General features: G+C 51.5%; 14 protein-coding genes. 3 read left to right on the forward strand and 11 right to left on the reverse strand.

Annotated elements, in window-relative coordinates; genetic code table 11:
* Positions 1-79 precede the first annotated feature (79 nt).
* Entirely contained in the window at positions 80-1114 is a 1035-nt protein-coding gene (locus ACFMKP_RS06285; protein ID WP_382290072.1) for a hypothetical protein, read from the forward strand.
* Between the two features lie 50 nt (positions 1115-1164).
* Here ACFMKP_RS06285 and acpS read toward each other — a convergent pair whose 3' ends face one another.
* The 5 genes from acpS to ACFMKP_RS06310 form a co-directional block, all read right to left on the reverse strand.
* A complete protein-coding gene (gene acpS, locus ACFMKP_RS06290) occupies positions 1165-1548 on the reverse strand; it encodes a holo-ACP synthase (protein WP_382290074.1) in 384 nt (127 codons plus the stop codon).
* An 81-nt stretch (positions 1549-1629) separates the two neighbouring features.
* Positions 1630-2910, reverse strand: a complete 1281-nt coding sequence (locus ACFMKP_RS06295; RefSeq protein WP_382290076.1) for a dCTP deaminase — start codon at positions 2908-2910, stop codon at positions 1630-1632.
* A gap of 9 nt (positions 2911-2919) precedes the next feature.
* Complete coding sequence (locus ACFMKP_RS06300) at positions 2920-3954, reverse strand: response regulator (protein ID WP_382290078.1); 1035 nt, start codon at positions 3952-3954, stop codon at positions 2920-2922.
* A 76-nt stretch (positions 3955-4030) separates the two neighbouring features.
* Positions 4031-4885, reverse strand: a complete 855-nt coding sequence (locus tag ACFMKP_RS06305) for an STAS domain-containing protein (RefSeq protein ID WP_382290080.1) — start codon at positions 4883-4885, stop codon at positions 4031-4033.
* Positions 4886-4894: 9 nt separating this feature from the next.
* A complete protein-coding gene (locus tag ACFMKP_RS06310; RefSeq protein WP_204754397.1) occupies positions 4895-5755 on the reverse strand; it encodes an STAS domain-containing protein in 861 nt (286 codons plus the stop codon).
* A gap of 50 nt (positions 5756-5805) precedes the next feature.
* Between ACFMKP_RS06310 and ACFMKP_RS06315 the strand changes: the two genes are divergently transcribed.
* Together ACFMKP_RS06315 and ACFMKP_RS06320 are read left to right on the forward strand one after the other, a co-directional pair.
* Positions 5806-6564 carry a class I SAM-dependent methyltransferase gene (locus ACFMKP_RS06315; protein ID WP_382290083.1) on the forward strand — a complete coding sequence of 253 codons (759 nt, stop codon included), beginning with the start codon at positions 5806-5808 and terminating at the stop codon, positions 6562-6564.
* 466 nt (positions 6565-7030) lie between these two features.
* Positions 7031-7945: an isoaspartyl peptidase/L-asparaginase family protein gene (locus ACFMKP_RS06320; RefSeq protein WP_382290084.1), complete on the forward strand. Its 915-nt coding sequence runs from the start codon at positions 7031-7033 to the stop codon at positions 7943-7945.
* A 49-nt stretch (positions 7946-7994) separates the two neighbouring features.
* Here ACFMKP_RS06320 and ACFMKP_RS06325 read toward each other — a convergent pair whose 3' ends face one another.
* The 6 genes from ACFMKP_RS06325 to ACFMKP_RS06350 all read right to left on the reverse strand — a co-directional run bounded on the left by ACFMKP_RS06325 (position 7995) and on the right by ACFMKP_RS06350 (position 15006).
* A complete protein-coding gene (locus tag ACFMKP_RS06325) occupies positions 7995-8300 on the reverse strand; it encodes a YciI family protein (protein WP_382290086.1) in 306 nt (101 codons plus the stop codon).
* A 73-nt stretch (positions 8301-8373) separates the two neighbouring features.
* Positions 8374-9378, reverse strand: a complete 1005-nt coding sequence (locus ACFMKP_RS06330) for a GNAT family N-acetyltransferase (protein WP_382290088.1) — start codon at positions 9376-9378, stop codon at positions 8374-8376.
* 115 nt (positions 9379-9493) lie between these two features.
* Positions 9494-10951, reverse strand: coding sequence for a hypothetical protein (locus tag ACFMKP_RS06335; protein WP_382290090.1), 1458 nt, complete (start codon positions 10949-10951; stop codon positions 9494-9496).
* 118 nt (positions 10952-11069) lie between these two features.
* The gene (locus ACFMKP_RS06340; protein WP_382290092.1) at positions 11070-12614 is read right to left on the reverse strand and encodes a CpaF family protein; all 1545 of its coding nucleotides are present in this window, start codon (positions 12612-12614) and stop codon (positions 11070-11072) included.
* A gap of 12 nt (positions 12615-12626) precedes the next feature.
* Complete coding sequence (locus tag ACFMKP_RS06345) at positions 12627-13988, reverse strand: ATP-binding protein (RefSeq protein ID WP_382290094.1); 1362 nt, start codon at positions 13986-13988, stop codon at positions 12627-12629.
* 208 nt (positions 13989-14196) lie between these two features.
* On the reverse strand, positions 14197-15006 hold the full coding sequence (locus tag ACFMKP_RS06350) for a hypothetical protein (protein WP_382290096.1): 810 nt from the start codon (positions 15004-15006) through the stop codon (positions 14197-14199).
* Between the last annotated feature and the right edge of the window lie 11 nt (positions 15007-15017).

Consider the following 15017-nt stretch of genomic DNA (forward strand, 5'->3'; position numbering starts at 1 on the left):
GAGCCTGCTGTTATTTAATCAATTAAAAAAGCCAGCTTTTGGTATACTAACAACGACGTTTTTTAGCTGAGGAACTGCTATGCGCCGTTGGATTTGGCTCTTACTACTTGCTGGTTTATTGCCTCGCGCCGCCGCTGCCCATAATTTATGCTTCGTCGAAGTTAACAACCCCTATTGTTTGGAAGAACCGTTCAGCGATTATTGGGATGATAACGGTGGCTTGCCAGTTTTTGGCTACCCAATTACCTTTGCAAAAGCCGAACCCAACCCAGATACAGGGATGAGTTATTATACCCAATGGCTCGAACGCAATCGCTTTGAAGTGCACCCAGAAAATGCGGGCACGGCCTACGAAGTGCTCTTGGGCTTGTTGGGCAAAGAGCGTTTGCAGCAGCTTGGACGTGAGGTTGCAGCCCGTGAAACCGGCCCAGTTGAAGGGTGTTTGTGGTTTGAAGAAACTGGCCATAACGTCTGCGATCAAAGCAATGGGCTTGGTTTCAAAAGCTATTGGCAATCGCATGGCTTGAAGATTGATGGTTTGGATAATTACGCCCGTTCCTTGCAACTGTTTGGTTTGCCCTTGACTGGGGTGAATCTTGAAACCAACGCCAATGGCGATACGGTGCAAACGCAATGGTTTGAGCGCGCGCGGCTCGAATGGCATCCGAATAATCCTGACGAATTTAAAGTTTTGTTGGGCTTGTTGGGCAAAGAAGTTTTGGACAACAGAGGCGTAATTCAGCCGCCTCTAGTAACGCCAACGCCTGCGCCGATTGTTACCCCAACGCCTGCACCACCGCCACCATCGTTTAACAATTGCCAAGCCGACCCAACCGTGGCCAGCAATTATCCAGTGAAAATTGTCAGCGTCAATAAAAAGACTGAAACGGTGGTGCTGCAAAATGTAAGCAATGCTCCAGTGGCGATTGATGGCTGGCGAATTTGCAGCATTCGTGGCAACCAAGTGCATGCAACATTGAGTGGTAGCCTTGCTGCTGGCGAAACCCGCACGATTAATTCCACCGCATCAGGCCCCATTTGGAATAATAACGACCCTGATGATGCTTCGTTGTACGATGCAGAAGGCCGTTTGATTTCGTTTTTGGCCAATTAGGTTAAACATCAAGCGGCGCGAGCAATTAGCTCGCGCCGCTTAAATATCTTCTAGCCCATGCCTACCACAAACGCGATTGCTTGATCGCCGCTATGCGAAAGGCTGACTGACCAATGGCGAATGCCTAGTTCTTCGGAGCGTTGATGGGCTGCACCGTGGAGCCGCAACATTGGCTTGCCTTGGGGATCGTTGGCCACTTCAATCTCGCGCCATGCAACCGAACAAGCGGGGTGGCCGATGCCTTTTAGGCCAACGCCAAGGGCTTTGGCGGCAGCTTCCTTGGCTGCCCAGCGCGCCGCGAGCGATTGAGCACTGTCGCGACAACGCAACCATTCTGCTTCGGTCCACACGCGGCGGGCAAAACGCTGGCCCCAACGCGAAACTGCCTGATTAATCCGATCGATCTCAATTAAATCAACACCTGTTACCAACATACGCTTTTTACATCCTTGCTACCACGAACATGGTGGTTGCTTGTATTGTAGGCTGATTTATTAAAATGGCCAAATTAATAATTAAATTCGTGGCAATGTCACGCCGGTTTGGCCTTGATACTTGCCCGAACGATCATCATAGGCCACTTCTGGCAACTCGTCGCCCTCGAAAAATAGCACTTGGGCGATGCCTTCGTTGGCGTAAATTTTGGCTGGCAATGGCGTGGTATTGCTAATTTCGATCGTCACGTAGCCTTCCCAGCCTGGCTCGAAGGGCGTTACATTCGCGATCAAACCACAGTTTGAAACAAAAACGCCTGCATCAAGCGCAAAATTGCCAGCTTCAGGCACCGATAAACAATAAACATCGTGCGTTCCAGCCAATTCCTTGATCGCCGTAATTTTGTGGTTGACTGGTTGAGTTGCGTGCTGCCCAACTGGTGCTTGACGATAATGCTGCTGGTTGGTTTGATTGCGCTGATCATTTAACGTTTGGATTGAATGAGAAATTGCTGGTTGGTGCGATTGGCGATACTCAGCATCCATTCGCATAATATTCCAAGGCTGGTTGTTGAGCCGATCATGGTCAATGTGATGGCGATGGGTATTAGCTTGCTCGGCATAGATATTATGGCGAATATTCCACTCATCGGCTAAACGATGGGTTGGGAAATAATGGCCATTGATCAATTGATAAACCATTTCGTAGCCACGGAAAAGTTGGCGATATAAGGGCATCAAAGAATCGTTTGGCCGCAAATTGGCTGCTTGCACCATCGTGCCATCGCGCCGCATAAACTCATGATCAGGAGTGCATTGGATGGTCTGTCCATTATCAAGCGTGATTTCCAGCAAGCTATCGCGCCCGATGTAGCGTGGCTGTTCAAGCAGCGTTACAATAATTCGGCCATTTGGCCCAATGCTATAGCCCCAAAAGAGTTCACCTTGCTCTGAGCGTTTGGCCATTTCCGCCAAGGTTGGGTTTGTGCCATCAACCAGCGCAACCCGAGTATCGCCGCTAAAACAGCGTGCATACGTCGATTTGCCAACGCACACGCATAGCACATTGCGCGGAATGCGGAAGTATTCGATCGTGCGGCAGAGCACAAACGAGTTTGGTGGAATGATGCAGACATCGGCTTTAACATCAACGAATGAACGCGGATCGAAATTTTTGGGGTCGATCACCGCTGAATTGACGTTGGTGAAAATTTTAAACTCATTAGCGATCCGAATATCATAGCCATACGATGACAAGCCATATGAAACGACTCCGCCGCGCACTTGGCCATCGATAAATGGTTCGATCATGCCATGTTCTTGGGCCATGCGCTTAATCCAGCGATCAGCTTTGATTGACATACAAACTCCTTAAGGTGTCGCCGTTGGCGCATTTGGATCAAGGGTTGGGCTTGGTTCTGGCGTTGCTGTCGGCGTTGGGCTTGGGGTTGCCGTCGGCGTGAGCGTTGGGGTTAATGTTGGAGTTGCCGTTGGCGTTGGCGTGAGCGTTGGCGTGGCGGTTGGGTCGCTGAACATCGCCCGCACATTGGTTATGACGTTGCGGGTTTCTTCAGGGAAGAGCAGGGCAATTGCACCTGTACCTAAGCCACAGGTTAACAGCGCCACCAGACTCAAAACCAATGGCCACGAAATTCGGCGTTGATAGCGCACTGGCTGACCGCCCAAATTGCGTAGGGTTTCAACATCGCTATGGTGCAAGCGCCGAAACTCGGCCAAGGCCTGAGCTGGATCTTCGCTTAAAAATTGGGCATAGCGTTGCACAATTTCTTCGGCGGCGCTGCCACGCGGCAAGAGGGCATATTTTTCTTCTTCGATTGCCTGAATATAGTACATTTGGATTTTGGTATCCAAATTGGCTTGGACGAGCGAGATATTGCGCTGCTTGCGAGCTTGGCGCAGGCGCTGACCAAGCGGAATATTCAAGGCAGGCGCTTCGACCGCAACCACTGGTTCAGGCTCAGGGGTTTCGATTACAGGCTCGGCTGCCAGTTTGGGCGCACGGGTATCGGCGCGTTGCAAGGCTGGTGGCGGGGCTTGGCGCAAGCGAATCGCAATCCGCGCCAGCAATTCTTCGGTGCGATAGGGCTTGGTAATATAATCGGTCGCGCCAGCCCGCAAGCCACGAGCAATATCCTCGGCACTGCTGCGATGCGACATCACCATGACTCGCAAGCCCAAGCTTACCAGTTCATCAAGCAAGGCCCAGCCTTGTTCGCGGCCCAGCTCAAGATCGAGCAAAATCAGGTCGGGCTGTTGGGTGCGGGCAACTTCGCGGGCGCTGGTTTCAGTCCACTCGCGCATTACCCGATAACTAGCCATCTCTAAGGTGCGAGCGAGCGTGGCCGAAAACGCCCGATCTTCATCAAGCAACAAAATGAAGGTCAAAACCAAAATTCCTATCCACAAGCCAATGCCAAGGCATAGCCAGATTGAGCGAGAATAATGCAGCGATTATAGCACGTTAGATCGACTCGATCGTCAAGTTTTGGCGTTCGAGGGCGGCCATTAAGCCACTTTGTAAATCGGCGCGGGTGGCGATGCTATCTAAGCGAATGCCCAATTGCACAATCGTTTGGGCAATTTCGTTGCTAATGCCCACCACAATCGTTTCGGTGCCAAGCAACTTAAGCGCGTTGATGGCCTGCAAAATGTAGTTGGCCACGGCGGTATCAACCACTGGTACGCCCGTTAAATCTAAGATCACGGTGTCGGCGTTGTTGCGCGAGCTGGCTTGCAACAAAGCCGTGATAATTTGATCAGCTTGGACAGGATCGATGCCTCCAACCAATGGCAAGACCAAAATACCTGGCAAAATTGGCACGACCGGCACCGCCCGCGCAGCAATTTCGGCCTTGAGCAAGGAATCTTGCTGGCTCATCCGGGCAATTTCGTCGCGGCGGGCGCTAATTTGGGTTTCTAGCTCCATTGCTTCGCTGACATCGTGGAAATAGCCCACGACATATTCTGGTGGGTTAGCATCGCCCAATGGTTTGAGCGTAAAACGCGCAGCTAAGTGGCGATTGCTTGGCTGGCCTTGTGCATCGACAATCACATAATCTAAAGTTGGTAAAAGGACTTTCTCGCCAGCAAAGGCGCGTTTGATGTCGGCCTGAACCTCGGGATCGGCCAGCGAAGGATCATCAAATAAATTGTAATTGCCCTGAAGCTCCAACATTTCTGCTGGGCTGAGATTGAAAATGCGGCGCAACGCAGTGTTGGTGTATACAGCCTTGCCAGTGCTGTCGTAAATTGCTGAACCGATTGACATAACCGACCAAGCGCTACTGCGAATGAGTGTATTTAAGCTAGAAGCCATGGGTGCACCTCACGAACGAGCACGAATAACTTGGCCTTGCCGACGGAGCGCAGTTTGCAAGCCGCTTTGCAAATCGGCGCGGGTGGTAATATCTTCGAGCCGCAAGCCCAATTGAACGAGGGTTTGGGCAATTTCAGGGCTGATGCCAACGACAATTGTATCGGTGCCGAGCAATTTGAGGGCTTTGATTGCTTGCAGTAGATAATTAGCAACCGCGGTATCGACGACCGGAATTCCCGTTACATCGAGCAATAATGTGTCGGCGCTATGCTCCGAGGCAGCTTCCAGCAAACAATTCAACACATATTCGGCGCGGCGTGAATCGACCGCTCCAACTAGTGGCAGCACCAAAATGCCAGGCAACACCGGCACAACTGGAGCCGAACGGGCCTCGATTTCGGCGCGCATGGCTTCTTGTTGCTGCTCAGCCAGCTGAATTTCGTGCTTGCGCGTATCGAGTTCGCGGCGCATCATGACTTGCGCAGTAATATCGGTAAAGAACGCCACAATATACTCGCCAGTTTTTTCCTCGACGCGCAAGGGAGCCAGATTGAGCCGCGCCACGATATGCTTGCCAGATGGCCGCGCATGGACGTTCAGCAACTCATAATCGAGCTCGCTGATGCGCGATTTTTTGCCCTCGAAGGCAGAGGTGATGGCATTTTTGGTCAGCGGCGCTTGGAGCGAAGGGTCACGATGCAGATTATAATGTTGTTGCGCTTGGGTGGCTTCTTCGGGTAGATATTGCAATAACTCCATTCCCGCAAGGTTGAGTAATTCGGCGCGCCCGCTGCGGTGATAAATCAGCGAGGCAATCGGAGCGTGAATCCAGCCATGGCTCATTTGTTGAATAAGTGTTTCTGGCAACATATGCGACCCTCAATCACTGGCATTGTTTGTAAATTATAAGCGAGGTGGCAATGGATGAACAGCGGATGTGGTGGGAAGAATTGTTTCAAATTCACGAGTTTGCAACTTATGCTGATGTTGCCACAAGCTTGACCAATAATGAAGTTGATTTTTTGGAAACGGTGTTGAATTTAACTCCCGAGATGCGGATTTTGGATTTGGCCTGTGGCAATGGACGACATCTGTTGGGTTTGGCGCGGCGTGGCTATCACATTGATGGAGTTGAATTAGCTACGCCATTGGTTGCTCAGCTTAGCGCCCAAATTACTGCTGAGCAATTGCCCGCGCGGGTGATTGCTGGCGATATGCGCCAACTCGACGATTTGGGCATGTATGATGTGATCTTGATTATGAATAGCTCATTGGGCTTTTTCAGTGATCATGAACATCAACAACTGCTCAATGATCTGGCCGATCATCTCGTGCCTCAAGGGCGGTTGGTGCTGCAATGCATCAATCCCTATCAAATTAGCAGCTATATGCAGCACTATCGGCGCGGCTGGCATCAGGTTGGGCCTGGCTATGTGTTGCGTGAATCACACTTTAACCCCATCACTGGCACAATTGAAACAGCGTATCGTTATATTGAGCCAAATGGTGGCGAGGCTGTGCATCCAGGCGAGCGGATTCGGTTGTATACGTTTCCTGAGTGGCAGCAATATTTACAACGGGCTGGTTTGCGGGTGCAAGCGGTATTTGGCGATGCGATGCTGCCAATCGTCGCCTTCGATGAAGCGAGTCAATGGCAAATTTTGATGGCGATGAAGTGAAAGATGGGTATCGGTTAATGGGGGCTGGAGATCGGTATAAATAGGCTATAGGCTTTTGGCTATAGGCTATTAGTTCATTGGCTTGGCAACATGAGGCATTCCCTCACCCCCAGCCCCTCTCCCACTGAACGCGGGCGAGGGGAGCAATGACCACACGGTTCCCTCTCGCCTCGCGGGCGAGGGGAGCAGACCCTTTTTTACCACGCCTTGCGGCAGAACCATGCGGTTAAAGCCCCTCGCCCATCGGATGGGAGAGGGGTTGGGGTGAGGGGATCACGCCATGGTTAACGCAATGAACCAGATACCTAAGTCCTAACACCTGATCCCTCGTATACTCTGCGTTAAAGTCCCCTATGTTCTCTGCTCTGTTCTATGCTCTATGCTCTTAATCGCCGATCCCCAACTCCGTGAATTCGATTAAAATACCAACATTGAAGCATTCATTCTTCGCAGCAAAGGAGCAGCGATGATTGCCCTGATTGTTCATGGTGGGGCTTGGAACATGCCCGATGATCAAATTGATGCCCACAAACAGGGCTGTTTGGCGGCGCTTGATGCTGGTTGGGCGGTGTTGGCGCAAGGCGGCACTGCGCTTGATGCAGCTGAAGCTGCGATTCGGGTGCTCGAAGATGACCCAACATTTGATGCTGGGGTGGGTTCGTTTCTGAATGCGATTGGCGAAGTTGAATTGGATGCAGGGATTATGGATGGCGCGAGTATGCGGGCTGGCTCGGTTGCCGCAGTCCAACGTGTGCGCCATCCGATTAGCGTTGCGCGCCAAGTGCTCGAAAGCGATTATGTGTTGATTGTTGGTAATGGCGCTGAACAATTTGCGATTGAGCATGGCGCTGAGTTGTGCGATCCTGCTGAGTTGGTGGTGGAGCGCGAACGCCAACGTTGGCAAGAGCAGCAATCAAACCCCAACTACAAAGGCCGCGATGCCTTTCATTCGGCCCACGATACGGTTGGCGCGGTGGCGCTTGATAGTTTTGGCACGATTGCGGCAGCAACCTCAACCGGCGGCATTCCCAACAAATTGCCTGGGCGGGTCGGCGATTCGCCGTTGGTTGGCAGTGGCTTGTATGCAGATAATGAAACTGGCGGTTGCTCGACCACAGGCTGGGGCGAATCGATTATGAAGGTTTGTTTGGCCAAAAGTGTCGCCGATCAGTTGCGCACTGCTTCGCCTCACGAAGCGGCCAAAGCCAACATTGCCTTTTTGGAGCGGCGGGTGCAAGGTTTGGCTGGGTGTATTGTGTTGAATGCCCAAGGCGAATTTGGTTGGGCGCATAATACGCCACGCATGGCCTTTGCCTATCGGCGCGGCGACGAGCCAGCGGTTGCAGCGGTGCATGCCGACGAGCCGTTTTTGAACGATTAATGAGCAATAGGCTGGTTGTTAATCGCAACAGACAACCAGCCTATCAGCATTATTCAACCTTGCCCGTCACCCATTCTTCGAGCCATGGCTGATATTTAACTGGATTGAACTCGACAAAACGATACTCAGCAAAGTTGGCAATCTGATATGGATCGTTGGCGAAGAAAGCCTGAATTGCCTCAAGCGAGGCTGCACGGGCGATGACAATGCCGCCGATGCGCGGATTTTGTGGGCCTGAACTTAGCAACAAGCCTTGATCGTAGCCTGCTTGCAAGAATGCTCGATGCTCAGCCAATTTGGTTTCGATTTGCTCTAGCGGCACGGTATAGGTAATTTCCAACATAAAATGCGCCATGATCTTGCTCCTAAAAAGCCGACAACCACCACAGTATACTACTCTGGTGGTTGGCTTGGTTTTGGCTTGAAAATTAGGCTTCGACGGTTTCGGTGCCGAGTTCAACCCCTGGCCGCAATTCTTTTTTGTAGCGGTCGAATTGGCGCACCGACTTCATCCCGACATCACCGTAGACCTTGGTTGCACCAGTCAGGCTTGAGGCATCAACGCCTAAGCCAACTCGCTCTTGGCCTCGGCTGGCAAATTCGTTGAAGGCATGGTAAAGCATCGCTTTGGCTAAGCCTTTGCGTCGCCATGGCCGACAAACGCCCAAGGTGCCAACCCAGCCCATTTTTGGATCTTCGGTAATGTGCTTCCAACATAGGGCCACAGCGGCAATTTGATCACCATCGCAGACCACAAAGAACAGCGCAGGATCGTAATTTGGATCGCGGCTGATCATTTCTTCCCAATATTTCAGCTCTTTTTCAAAGGGCGATTCGGTAAATCCCCAGTGGTCGCGGAACGAATCGCGCACCGCCGTGACGACCGCAGGCAATTCAGTTGCCGGATCGTAGGGCCGAATGATCAAGCCTTCGGGCAATTGCACTGGTTGTGGCGTGTAGTCAGCTAATTCAATCACCATGCGCCAAAAGTGACGCACAAGGCTATAGCCATGAGCTTGGAGGCTGTTGGCCAATTCGTGATTGGTGCTGAGCACGCCGTGATAGATGCTGACTGCGGCATCGCTTGGGGCTTTAGCAATATCTTGGCTGGTGCGTTGTTCCAACCAATCTAAAAGCTGGCTTTGAACTCCGCTTGCTGCATAATCGCTGTGTACTCGCGTCCAAACATAGGCATGTACAAATGGTTCGTGATTGAAAACCCCCGCTACGCCAATCAGGTTTTCGCCATCCCAAATGGTCAAGCTATCGGTTTCAATATTAAAGTCGGACTCTTGCCACTCGCTGGCTAACTCGACTTCAGTAATTTCAATGACATTCGCTTCTTCCATCGAACAACGGTTGATCAGCGCAACTGCTGCTGGAATATCAGCTAAGCGTGCAGGGCGCTGGGTATATTGGGCTACTGCTTGCATATGCTCCTCAAATGGTGGTGTAAGTAATTGCTGAGAGCAGTATCAGCGCATAGCCCAATCTATTGTAGCGGCATGAGGCTGATTATTAAGTCATCCTTTGGCCTGATTACAAGAATTAGCGCTGCGAGATTGGCAAAAACGTTCCATAACTATTAAATGCAGTGGCTGGCACGTTGAGGGTTGGATCATTCTTGGCAACCGAGATCCAAACGCCCGCTGCCACGTCGTTGCCAACGCTCATTTGGAGCACGCTTGGGGTGCAGCCTAATGGGTTGAGAAACTGCTCGGCGATATGCAATTGATTAGCTAAATCACTGCGATAGCTGATAATTTGGGTTGTACAGCCGCTGCTACTAAAGCTATCGGCCTGCCATGCTGCCAAATCGACGAGTTGGAACCGGCTGCTCGTAAGATTGTTTTCATGCTGATCAGGCGTATTCGTGAGATTAATCCCATCACTAGCTTGAACATCGTATTGCCAAACATCATAGACAAATGGATCGCTGAAGCTATTGTTGCTGCCTGCAAAATAGACAGTTGGCCGACCTGTGCCATCGCTGACGGTGCTAATTTCACTGATGCTCCATGGCTCGCGAATCGACGGCAAAACTAAATCGCTGGTCGTGTTATCCGTTGCGTTATGCATGCGGAGGCTATCGGTTGCGATTCCACGTGGTGAAGCGCCGTTCGGATGCTTGATATAAGTTATATATACCTTATCGCTCACACTCAGCTCGTACACAAACTGAATAATGTTTGATGCGCTGGTATAACTATCAACGGTGCGCACAGTTATAGCGCTGAGATCGCCATGGGCATAGCGAATTTCGTCGAGGGTTGGGTCGCCGCCAAAGTTACGTTGATTAACGATTGGCGAACGCTTGCCATAGACCACATGAATTTGATTGGCGCTATCGAGGCTGATTCGTGGTTGGGTCAGAATAATATTGGTGGCGACGCTTTCAATCACAACTGGTTGGCTTAAACTGGGCACGATTTGGCGATACACCAGCGCTTGCTTGGTTATTTGCTGTTCTTGAATGAGCATTGTGTACAGCACGCCGACGCGTGAGCCATCGTTATTGCGCACGGCGATTGGGCTGATCAAGCTATTGTTGATGCTTTCGCCTTGCAAACTGACTGGTTGGCTGACGGTTGCGCCATCGGCGCTAATGCTGACGACATAGGGGCGATAACTTGGCTCGCCTTGGTTCAAGCTGGTTTGGTTACTGAGGTAGGCCAAGTGGATTGTGCCGCTAATATCGCCGGTTAAACTGGTGTAACCAAGGGTGGCGGTCGAATTATCAGCGCTGATGGTGTGGCGTAACAATTCATTGGGGCCGCGCATTCGGCTATAAATCAGGTCGCAGCCATTGCCTGCTTGGCATTCGGCCCAAGCGTAATGACGCAGATCCATGCTATCAACATAGATTGCTGGGTAGTAAGCACCTGAGTCGGCATTTGGATTAATCGCGAGTTTGGTGGCTGGGGCGATATACTGCCCACAGCCCCACAGCGCTAGCAGCAAGCCAGCCAAAAGTGCACTTCGGCGAGTCCAGGTTTGTCGAGCCATTACGCTCCCCTTTGCTATGAATGATTATTACGAGCGATCATAGCACAACCTGCCAACGCCAAACAACCCGTAGGAATAATGAATCCTACGGGTTGTTGCTTGATGAGAGCCTAGAGACTTAGCGTCGCATGCCTGGGAAAGTTGCGCCGAAGATTGATGGAGGCAATTTGAAGCCTTTGGCTTCGAGGACTGGCGTAAAGCGGGGGCGCGTGCCGGTTGGCCGCAAAACACCCAACACTTTGCCATCGGGGGCAGTGCCTTGATCTTCGAAGATGAAGATGTCTTGCAACACCACCTGACCGCTTTCCATGCCTTGGACTTCGGTCACCGCTACAACTTTCCGCGAGCCGTCGCGCAAACGCGCTTGTTGCACAATTACGTGTACTGCCGAGGCAATTTGCTCGCGAATAACCGCGACTGGTAAATCCAAACCTGACATCAAGGCCAAGGTTTCCAAACGCCGAATTGCATCGCGTGGCGTGTTGGCGTGGACAGTCGACATTGAGCCGTCGTGGCCGGTGTTCATTGCTTGGAGCAAGTCGAGCGCCGCGCCGTCGCGAATTTCCCCGACCACAATCCGGTCGGGGCGCATCCGCAGCGAGTTCTTCACAAGGTCGCGGATGGTGACCAAGCCAGAGCCATCAATATCAGCAGGCTTGGATTCCAGCCGGATAACGTGGTCTTTGCCGAGTTGAAGTTCTGCTGAGTCTTCAATTGTACAAATGCGGTAGTGATCGGGGATGAAGTTTGAAAGCACGTTGAGCAAGGTTGTTTTACCCGAACCAGTACCACCAGAGACGATCAGGTTCATGGCGCTGACCACGCAGGCATTGAGGAAGTCGGCCATTTCCTTGGTCATTGAGCCATAGTTAATCAAGTCGCTGACTTGGAGCTTTTTCTTGGAGAATTTACGAATACTCAGCGACGAACCATCGATTGCACATGGCGGAATGATCGCATTAACCCGCGAGCCATCGGGCAAGCGCGCATCGACCATTGGCCATTTGCGGTCAACCCGCCGCCCAAGTGGCCGAATAATCCGGTCGATCACTTTGAGCACATGATCTTCCGAGGCGAAAATAACTGGTGAGAGAGTCAATTTACCCCGTTGTTCAACATACACCACGGTGGCGCTGTTGACCATAATTTCAGTGATGCTATCATCACGAATCAGTTGCTCAAGCGGGCCGAAGCCAAATAATTCATCAAGCACCATTTGATAAAGCAATTTCATGCCATCTTGATCTAAATTGGTGCTCGATTGGCGCACAAAAGTCGTAAAGCGCTCTTGAATTAGCCGCTCGGAATCTTCATTGCGTTGCAGCTGGGTTTGCGATCCAACCGAAGCCTGAATTTTATCGACAATCCAGAGTGAAAGCTCAAGCAATTTGCGATGCGCATCGCGATCAGCGAGCACCAAGAAGCCACTGGTATTGATTGTGCCAGCGCTGAGGCCCGAGCTTGAGCCAGCCAAGGCACTCAGATTGCCGCTTGGCATTGGAGCCGAGCTTGGGGCTGGTGGTGGTGGTGGGCTAAGCGGAGTCAACGATGATGAACGATATTCAGGCATTGATTGCTCGCCAGCCATGGGTTGAACTGGCGCTGGTGGCGCAGTTGGCTCTGGGCTTGTTGGCGTGCTTCCAAGACGTTTGAGAAGTGACATAGCTTGACCTCACTACATTTTGACAAAATAGGCTTCACAAGCCCGATCCAAAAGGTCTTTGTTCATTTGGGGCGGTTGACCACGATATTTGGCTTCATCAAGCACTTGATCAAGCAAATCGCGTGGGTGACAACAGCGCAATTCGCGGTTGACTTTGAAATAGTGTTCTTGAATCAAATAGCGCAGGCCATCGTCGCTATAGGGCACACCCTTGGATTTGCACACGATGCGGAAAATATCGCGATATTCGTTGGGCGTTGGGTTTGCAACCTCGATTTTATGCCGAATCCGCCGCAAGAAAGCATCATCAACCAAGCCCTTAGGGTCGAGGTTGGTCGAAAAGACGATCAACACATCGAAGGGAATTTCGATTTTTTTGCCAGTTTGCAAGGCCAAAAAGTCGATTTTCTTTTCGAGTGGCACAATCCAGCGGTTCAACAATTCTTCTGGCCGACAGCGTTGCCGCCCAAAGTCGTCGATCAGGAACAAGCCGCCGTTGGCTTTCATTTGGTAGGGTGCTTCATAGACTTTGGAAATTGGGTCGAAGATCAGTTCCAATTGTTCCAAAATCAATTCGCCACCGACCATCACTCGTGGGCGTTTGCAGTGCAACCAACGGCGATCGGGCGCTGGTGGCATGGTCGTCGCAACCGCCCCAAATGGTGCTGGTACATCATCGTGGCGCATTTCGGGCTTGGTCAAAATTGAGTGATTGAGCGGATCGTAGAGCTTGATCACTTGGCCATCAATTTCGACTGCATAGGGCAGCATTACCGAGCCACCCATAATCCGCGAAATCCCTTCGGCGATGGTGGTTTTGCCATTGCCTGGCGGGCCATAGAGAAATAACGAGCGGGCTGAGTTGGCAGCAGGGCCAATTTTATCGAGCATTTCGTCGTTGACAACCAGATCTTTGAAGGCTTCACGAATCCGTTGTTGATTGATCGTCATGCCGCCAATTGACTGGCGATTGACCATCTCGATGTAGGCGGCAAGCGGAACTGGCGCAGCCCCAGCATATTGCGAGCGATCGAGCACTTCGTTAACTTTGCGCGAGCCTTGTAAGGTAATGACATATTGATAGGCGCGTTCGCCAAAGCCTTGCTCGGCCCCGACAATATCGACATATTCGCTCATTTTGAGAAACTGGAGCACTTTATCGATCACGTTGAGATAGGGCAAACAGGTTTGCTCTGAGATCCGTTGGGCGCTAATGGTGCCGTTGAAATAAATAACTTTTAGGACAAGATCGGCAATAAAACCCATCCCAAGACCGGTTTCGTCAATTGAAGTTGGTTCATTGGGAAATTGCGGCCCACTATCAACGGATGCCTGAGCAGTCGAAGCAAATTCACGTAAAGGAAACGCAGACATAATGTGATCTCCTGAGCTTCAACAAGTTAAGATCGGCGGGGATTGGCAGATCTCCCCTATCTGCGCACACCGAATGAACAATAATCAATATTATACTTGAGGCTGCAAGCACGGGCAACCTAGAGTTGTGGTACAATGCACGACGAGGCGTAGCGCGGGCTCAAGGTTTTCGAGCCCGAGGGAAGCGGGGAGAAGTTTACCCGCAAATTCAACGCCGCTGTTGCAAACCCCGCCCAATTAATAAGCCCCCAACAATAGCAATTAAGCCAAAACTTGCGACCCAAATAATCGATCCAAGGCTTGCCCACGGCACGCTTAGGTTTGCTGCGCCAAAATCAACCAGGGCTAAACCTGCAATTACGCCCAAGCCTAGGACGACTTGACTGCCACCAAGGGTCAATAATTCATGGCGATTGCCACCGCCAGCAACGATCCACGCGCCGATTGCTCCGGTAATGAACAAAGCGCTATAAATTTGGGCATGAAACGCATCGATGTTCCATGGCCAAAACGCGGTTGCCCAAGCTGGCGCAACAATACAAGCAGCTCCATAGCCTGCCAAAACCACTGCTTCAATTAATAAGGTGCTGCGTAACCAGCCAAGCGCTTGGGGATAGACCGCTGGCCAAGCCCGATACTGCCACCAAAACCAGCCCAAAACCAAGGTCGGAATAATGTAGATAATGAACCAAAGCCAGACAATTGGCCGCGCAAAATCAAAATTATTGAGCCACGCCAATGATGCTCCGGTGACCACCGTTGTAAAGGTAACTGCTTGCGGGATGGTCAAGCGCGCCACCGACCAATCGTTGATAACAAGCGTCCAGACCACCGCCACCATTTCGGCAGCATAGACCGCGCCTAAAAAGCGGGTCGCAAATGGGCGCAAGGCCCACGGCCAACGCGGCCCCACCAAACTCGGGGCCAGCAACAACGAAACGCCAGCGATCAACACCAGCGCAACAACTACAAACATAATTCGAACCCATGGCGATAATTGAGGTTTTACGGTAGCCATCGCACTGCTCC

Origin of the sequence: Herpetosiphon sp. NSE202 (genome assembly GCF_042688385.1) — a bacterium.
Lineage (GTDB): Bacteria > Chloroflexota > Chloroflexia > Chloroflexales > Herpetosiphonaceae > Herpetosiphon.

Coding starts and splice junctions, on each gene's coding strand:
- ACFMKP_RS06340 (WP_382290092.1), bottom strand. CDS start 12,614: ATGTCACTTCTCAAACGTCTTGGAAGCACGCCAACAAGCCCAGAGCCA.
- acpS (WP_382290074.1), bottom strand. CDS start 1,548: ATGTTGGTAACAGGTGTTGATTTAATTGAGATCGATCGGATTAATCAG.
- ACFMKP_RS06320 (WP_382290084.1), top strand. CDS start 7,031: ATGATTGCCCTGATTGTTCATGGTGGGGCTTGGAACATGCCCGATGAT.
- ACFMKP_RS06285 (WP_382290072.1), top strand. CDS start 80: ATGCGCCGTTGGATTTGGCTCTTACTACTTGCTGGTTTATTGCCTCGC.
- ACFMKP_RS06305 (WP_382290080.1), bottom strand. CDS start 4,885: ATGGCTTCTAGCTTAAATACACTCATTCGCAGTAGCGCTTGGTCGGTT.
- ACFMKP_RS06310 (WP_204754397.1), bottom strand. CDS start 5,755: ATGTTGCCAGAAACACTTATTCAACAAATGAGCCATGGCTGGATTCAC.
- ACFMKP_RS06350 (WP_382290096.1), bottom strand. CDS start 15,006: ATGGCTACCGTAAAACCTCAATTATCGCCATGGGTTCGAATTATGTTT.
- ACFMKP_RS06330 (WP_382290088.1), bottom strand. CDS start 9,378: ATGCAAGCAGTAGCCCAATATACCCAGCGCCCTGCACGCTTAGCTGAT.
- ACFMKP_RS06345 (WP_382290094.1), bottom strand. CDS start 13,988: ATGTCTGCGTTTCCTTTACGTGAATTTGCTTCGACTGCTCAGGCATCC.
- ACFMKP_RS06315 (WP_382290083.1), top strand. CDS start 5,806: ATGGATGAACAGCGGATGTGGTGGGAAGAATTGTTTCAAATTCACGAG.
- ACFMKP_RS06325 (WP_382290086.1), bottom strand. CDS start 8,300: ATGGCGCATTTTATGTTGGAAATTACCTATACCGTGCCGCTAGAGCAA.
- ACFMKP_RS06295 (WP_382290076.1), bottom strand. CDS start 2,910: ATGTCAATCAAAGCTGATCGCTGGATTAAGCGCATGGCCCAAGAACAT.
- ACFMKP_RS06335 (WP_382290090.1), bottom strand. CDS start 10,951: ATGGCTCGACAAACCTGGACTCGCCGAAGTGCACTTTTGGCTGGCTTG.